The organism is Micromonospora sp. S4605, assembly GCF_003176715.1.
Taxonomy (GTDB): domain Bacteria; phylum Actinomycetota; class Actinomycetes; order Mycobacteriales; family Micromonosporaceae; genus Micromonospora; species Micromonospora echinaurantiaca.
In genome coordinates this window covers 1-5,814 of sequence record NZ_QGSW01000022.1, presented here as the reverse complement: position 1 = coordinate 5,814, position 5,814 = coordinate 1, and the positions used below count along the sequence as shown (strand labels likewise).

The 5,814-nt window shown below is 76.2% G+C and carries 8 protein-coding genes; 1 reads left to right on the top strand and 7 read right to left on the bottom strand.

Annotation, left to right across the window (positions count from 1 at the left end; all coding sequences use genetic code 11):
• From DLJ47_RS00495 to DLJ47_RS00470, 7 genes are all read right to left on the bottom strand, one after another.
• On the bottom strand, window positions 1–820 hold an 820-nt coding region (locus DLJ47_RS00495), incomplete at its 3' end, for an ABC transporter ATP-binding protein (protein ID WP_109898145.1).
• The gene (locus DLJ47_RS00490) at window positions 817–1,647 is read right to left on the bottom strand and encodes an ABC transporter permease (RefSeq protein ID WP_109898144.1); all 831 of its coding nucleotides are present in this window, start codon (window positions 1,645–1,647) and stop codon (window positions 817–819) included. The genes DLJ47_RS00490 and DLJ47_RS00495, both read right to left, overlap by 4 nt.
• 5 nt (window positions 1,648–1,652) lie before the next feature.
• Entirely contained in the window at window positions 1,653–2,432 is a 780-nt protein-coding gene (gene modA / locus DLJ47_RS36095) for a molybdate ABC transporter substrate-binding protein (protein WP_446723517.1), read from the bottom strand.
• Window positions 2,429–2,854, bottom strand: coding sequence for a TOBE domain-containing protein (locus DLJ47_RS36090; protein WP_199235633.1), 426 nt, complete (start codon window positions 2,852–2,854; stop codon window positions 2,429–2,431). The genes modA and DLJ47_RS36090 overlap by 4 nt, the downstream gene beginning before the upstream one ends.
• Before the next feature lie 140 nt (window positions 2,855–2,994).
• Window positions 2,995–3,387: an SCO5389 family protein gene (locus DLJ47_RS00480; protein WP_109898142.1), complete on the bottom strand. Its 393-nt coding sequence runs from the start codon at window positions 3,385–3,387 to the stop codon at window positions 2,995–2,997.
• Window positions 3,388–3,599: 212 nt separating this feature from the next.
• Window positions 3,600–4,088 (bottom strand): SsrA-binding protein SmpB, encoded by a 489-nt coding sequence (smpB, locus tag DLJ47_RS00475; protein WP_088993450.1) that lies wholly within the window; start codon window positions 4,086–4,088, stop codon window positions 3,600–3,602.
• A 21-nt stretch (window positions 4,089–4,109) separates the two neighbouring features.
• On the bottom strand, window positions 4,110–5,003 hold the full coding sequence (locus tag DLJ47_RS00470; protein ID WP_109898141.1) for a LysR family transcriptional regulator: 894 nt from the start codon (window positions 5,001–5,003) through the stop codon (window positions 4,110–4,112).
• 95 nt (window positions 5,004–5,098) lie between these two features.
• Between DLJ47_RS00470 and DLJ47_RS00465 the strand changes: the two genes are divergently transcribed.
• On the top strand, window positions 5,099–5,814 hold a 716-nt coding region (locus DLJ47_RS00465; protein WP_109898140.1), incomplete at its 3' end, for an NAD(P)-dependent oxidoreductase.

The following is a 5,814-nucleotide window of genomic DNA, read 5'->3' as shown; positions in this document are numbered from 1 at the left end:
CCACGAAGGCGTCCCCGTCGAGCCGCTCGGCGACGGTGAGCGCGAGGTCGTCGGCGACCCGCACGATGTGCCCGTCCGCCTTGCCGCGGTGCAGGTTCAGCCCGACCAGCCGGGCCACGTAGTCGGTGCGCGGCCGGGCGGTCACCGTGGCGGCGTCGCCCTCCTGCACCACCCGGCCGTCCTCCACGATGACCAACCGGTCGGCCAGCACCAGCGCGTCCAGCGGGTCGTGGGTGACCAGCAGCGTCGCTCCCGGGTGGGCGGCGAGATGCCGGTGCAGTTCGGCGCGGGTGTCCAGCCGGGTCCGCGCGTCCAGGGCGGCGAGCGGCTCATCCAGCAGCAGCAGCGACGGCGTGACGGCGAGCGCGCGGGCCAGCGCCACCCGCTGGGCCTGCCCGCCGGAGAGCTGCCGGGGTCGCCGGTGGGCGTGCTCGGCCAACCCCACCCGGTCGAGCCAGTCGAGGGCCGTCCGCCGGGCGGCGCGCCGGTCCACGCCGTGCCGGCGGAGCCCGAAGGCCACGTTGTCCCGCGCGCTGAGGTGCGGGAAGAGCAGGTAGTCCTGGAAGACCACGGCGACCGGCCGGCGCTCGGTCGGCGTACGCACCCGGCGCCGGGGGCGGTCCAGGTCCACGCCGGCCAGCGTGACGTGCCCGTCGGTCAGCGGATGCAGGCCGGCGAGCGCGCGCAGCGCGGTGGTCTTGCCGGCGCCGTTCGGGCCGAGCAGCGCCACCACCTCGCCGGCGGCGATCCGCAGCGGCACGTCGAGGTGGAACGCGCCCCGGTCGGCGACGAGATGGGCGTCGAGCAGCGCGTCGGTCATGGGCTGGTGATCCACCGGTCGCGCAGGGCGGCGAGGATGGCCACCGAGACGGTGAGCAGGATCAGGCTGAGCACCACTGCCGCCTCCAGGTCGGTCTCCAACGCCAGGTAGACCGCCAGCGGCATGGTCTGCGTCCGGCCCGGGTAGTTGCCGGCGAAGGTGATGGTGGCGCCGAACTCGCCCAGCGCCCGAGCCCAGCAGAGCACCGCGCCGGCGGCCAGCCCGGGGGCCACCAGCGGCACGGTGACGTGGGTGAAGGTGGTCCATCGCCCGGCGCCGAGGGTGGCCGCCGCCTCCTCGTAGCGCTGGTCCGCCCCGCGCAACGCGCCCTCGACCGCGATGACCAGGAACGGCATCGCGACGAACGCCTCGGCCAGCACCACGCCGGCGGTGGTGAACGGCAGGGTGATGCCGAACGTCGCGTCGAGCCAGCCGCCGAGCAGTCCGCGCCGGCCGAAGACCAGCAGCAGCGCCACCCCGCCGACCACCGGCGGCAGCACCAGCGGCACGGTGACCAGGGCGCGGACCAGCCGCCGGCCGGGGAACTCGACCCGGGCCAGCAGCCAGGCCAGCGGCACCCCGAGCAGCAGGCAGAGCAGGGTGGCCAGGGTGGCGGTCTGCAGCGACAGCCGCAGCGCGGTGAGCACGCCGGGCTCGGCGAGCCGCCGTGGCAGGTCGGCCCAGGGCGTACGGGCCAGCAGCCCGACCAGCGGCAGGGTGAGGAAGACCAGCCCGAGTGCCGCCGGGAGCAGCAGCGCGACGGGGATGCCCGGGCGCGCCCGGGGCGGCCTGACCCGTGGCGGGGCCGAGATGTCGGTGCGGGCCATCCGCGCTACGGCGCCTGGAACCCGGCCTCGGCGAGCACCGCCTGCCCCCGGCCGGAGCGGACGTACTCGACGAATGCCCGCCCGCCCGCCGGGTTCGGCGCGTCCCGGAGCGCGACGATCGGGTAGTCGGTGACGGCCCGGGCCGACTCGGGGAACTCGACGCCGGTCACCTTCGCCGCGGCGGCCCGGGTGTCCGTACGGTAGACCAGGGCGGCGTCGACCTCGCCGAGCGTCACCTTGGACAGCGCCCCCTTCACGTCCGGCTCGAGAGTGACCGGGGTGAGCGCCACCGACGCGGCGTCCAGCGCGGTGCGGGCGGCCGCGCCGCACGGCACCTGGTCGGCGCAGAGCGCCACCTTCACGTCCGGGCCGGCCAGGTCGGCGAGGCCGGTGATGCCCTTCGGGTTGCCGGCCGGCACGGCGATGACCAACTGGTTGCGGGCGAAGGTGAGCGGCGTGCCGTCGGCGTTGCCGGCCTCGGCGACGGTGGCCATGGTGCGGGGGGCGGCCGAGGCGAAGACGTCGGCCGGCGCGCCCTGGTTGATCTGGGTGGCGAGCCCGGAGCTGCCGGCGAAGTTGAAGACCACCGTGGTGCCCGGGTGGGCGGCCTCGAAGTCCCGGCCGATCCGGGTGAAGGACTCGGTCAGCGACGCGGCCGCGAAGACGCTCACCGTGCCGGTGACGCCGCCGGTCGCGTCGGCCGGCCCGGTGGCCGGGTCGCCGCCGCACCCGGCGACCAGGGCGGCCACCGCGGCGCCGGCCAGGGCGGCACGCACCCGCCTCACGCCGCACCCCGTCCCCGGCCCGCGCTGGCCGGCCCGCCGCGCTCCACCACCACGGTGGTCGACTTGATCACCGCTACCGCCACCGTGCCGACCCGCAGGTCCAGCTCGTCGACCGCCTCCCGGCTCATCAGCGACACCACCCGGAACGGCCCGGCCTGGATGTCGACCTGCGCCATCACGGTGTCCTTGACGACGTTGACCACGATGCCGCGCAGCCGGTTGCGGGCCGAGGAGGCGTCCGAGCGGTCGTCCGGGTCGGCCGCCTGCGACCGGGCGTACGCGGCCAGGTCGGCGCCGTCGACCACCCGGTGGCCGTGCTCGTCGCGGACGGCGGCGAGCCGGCCGCCGTCGATCCACCGCCGTACGGTGTCCGGGCTGACGCCGAGCAGTTCGGCCGCCTCCCCGATCCGGAACCTCGTCACCGGGCCACCATAGCGGACGCATCTGCGAACTGGTGCAGCCCAGATCAGCCGTAGATCGCGGGTCGAACAGCAGGAACGCCTCGCACCTGCGGCGGCATCGGGACGTCCCGCGTCGGGGCGGGACGTCCCGACCGGCCCGGTCAGCAGTTGCGTAGCTCGGGGGACTGGTTGAGCAACTGGCCCCGGGCCGAGACGAATGCCCGGTACGCCGCGGAGTCGACCGCGGCCGGGCGGAACGCGGCCACCCGGTGGCAGTTCTGGAAGGCGAGCCGGACGTTGAAGTGCCGCTCCAGGCCGGCCCGGATCGCGTCGCTGGCCAGGGCCCGCAGCAGCTGGCCACGCTCGGCCTCGGTGGGTGGTGGGACGGCGTCGTCGGCGTGGTCGGCGCCGGTGGCCTCCAGTTCGGCCACCACCCGGCGCACGGTGTCGAAGGCGTACGGCAGGGAGTCGCGGACGCAGGCGACGAACTCGGCATCGTCGACCGGACCGCGCTCGGCGGCGTCGAGCAGGGCGGGCGGGACAGTGAGCGACATGGCAGCTCCTTCGGCGGTTCCTCAAGGTTGATTGGCAATGAACACGGTTTCCATTACCGGTGTGTACTGAGGACACCACAGGATCGACGAGGGCGTCAACAGGTTCCGGCGGGTCGCGTCGACAGCGCGCGACGGGCGGGGGCGCGGCGGTGCCCGCCGGTGACGTGCGGCCGGGCGGTGGCGGGGTGCCGGGGACGAGGGCTGCCGGGCGGTCAGCCGCGCCGGGTCCGGCCCTTGAGGTGGCGGCCCAGTTCCCGGGCGATCTCGCGGTTGGCGTCCCGCTCGGCCAGCGCCTGCCGCTTGTCGTACGACCGGCGTCCCTTGGCCAGGGCGAGCTCGACCTTGGCCCACCCGTTGGCGAAGTACATCGACAGCGGCACCAGGGTCAGGCCGCCCTCGCGGACCTTCTCCCGGATCCGGTCGATCTCGACCCGGTGCAGTAGCAGCTTGCGGGTCCGCCGCGGCGCGTGGTTGGTCCAGCTGCCGAAGCCGTACTCGGCGATGTGCAGGCCGTACAGCATGAGCTCGCCGTCGCGCTCCTGGGCGAACGCGTCGACCAGCGACGCCCGGCCCTCGCGCAGCGACTTCACCTCGGTGCCGGCCAGCACGATCCCCGCCTCGTACGTCTTGAGCACCGTGTAGTCGTGCCGCGCCCGCTTGTTCGAGGCGATCAGCGTGCGTTCCTGCCGGGACCGGTCCACCGGGCGAAGGATAGCCGCCGGTCAGCCGGCGCGGGCCTGGGTGGCGAGGCCGTCGAGCAGCCGGTCGACCGCGGGCGACCGGTGCCGCCCGGCGACGGTGGCCGCGTACACCCGCCGGACCGGGGCGTCGACGGGGTGCAGCCGGAGCAGCGCCAGGTCGGCCGGGGCGGCCCGGACGGCCAGCGCGGGCACCAGCGCGACGCCCAGCCCGGCCGCCACGCAGCCCAGCTTGCCGGTCCAGTCGGCGGCGACGATGTCGATCCGGGGCCGGAAGCCGGGCGGCATGGCGGCCCGCATCAGCGGGTCGTCGGCGCCGGTCGAACCGGTGACGAACGAGTCGTCGGCCAGTTCGGCCAGGCGCACCGTGCGCCGCCGGGCCAGCCGGTGGTCCCGGGGCACGGCCACCAGCAGCCGCTCGTCGAGCAGGTGGCGCAGGTCGAACCGGCCGGCGTCCAGCGGCTGGTCCGGCGGCGCGGTCACTACCGCCAGGTCGGCGTCGCCGGCCAGCAGCCGCTCCAGCAGGGCCGGCGTCCGCCCTTCCACCAGGGAGAGCGCCACCTGCGGGTGGGCGGCCCGGAACGCGGCCAGCGCGCGTGGCACGAGGGCCGCCATCGCGGTGGGGAACGCCCCGACCCGGAGCCGGCCGGCACCCAGCCCGCGCAGCGCGTCCAGTTCGCGGTGCGCGGTGTCCAGCCGCTCCAGCACCGCCTCCGCGTGCGGCAGCAGGCAGCGCCCCGGTTCGGTCAGCGCCACCCCACGGGGCAGCCGGTCGAAGAGCACCACCCCGAGGTCGGCCTCCAGGGCGGCGATCTGCCGGGACACCGCCGACTGGGTGTACCGGAGTTCCCGCGCGGCGGCGGTGATCGAGCCGTGCCGGGCCACGGTGCGGAACACGTCGAGGGCGTGCGGCTGCATGACCGGCAGGGTACTCGGCGCTATGCGTGGATCGCATGGCAGCCATCCCCAACATTCGTTGGTCGCATCCCTTCGGCGCTCCTACCGTTGCCGGCATGACAGAGATCGCCGTACTCGGCACGGGCCGGATGGGCGCGTCGATCGCCCACCGGCTGCTCGACGCCGGTCACCGGGTGACGGTGTGGAACCGCACCGCCGCCCGCACCGTCCCGCTCCAGCGCGCCGGCGCCCGGGTGGCCGGCTCCCCGGCCGACGCCGTCCGTCGGGCCGCCGTCGTCGTCACCATGCTCACCGACGCGACCGCCGTCGACGCGGTGCTGTCCGGTCCGCACGGCGCGGCGGCGGCGCTGGCTCCGGGCACCTGCCTCGTCGAGATGTCGACCATCGGCCCGGCCGCGGTGCGGGACCTGGCGCGCCGGCTGCCCCCGACGGTCGACCTGGTCGACGCCCCGGTCGGCGGCAGCGTCGCCGCCGCCCGGGCCGGCCAGCTGCGGGTGTTCGCCGGCGGCGCCGCCCCGGCGGTGCAGCGGGTCACCCCCGTGCTCGCCGCGCTCGGCTGCGTCCGGCACTGCGGCGACCTCGGCAGCGGCGCGGCGCTGAAGCTGGTGCTGAACACCGCGCTGCTGGTCGCGGTCACCGGGCTGGCCGACACGCTCGCGGTGGCCGGCGCGGTCGGCGTCGACCCGCGGGCCGCCCTGGACGCGCTGGCCGGCGGCCCGCTCGCCGGGGCGCTCGCCCGGGCCACCGCGCCGGACGCCGACTTCCCGGTCGCGCTCGCCGGCAAGGACCTCGACCTGGTGCGGGCCGCCCT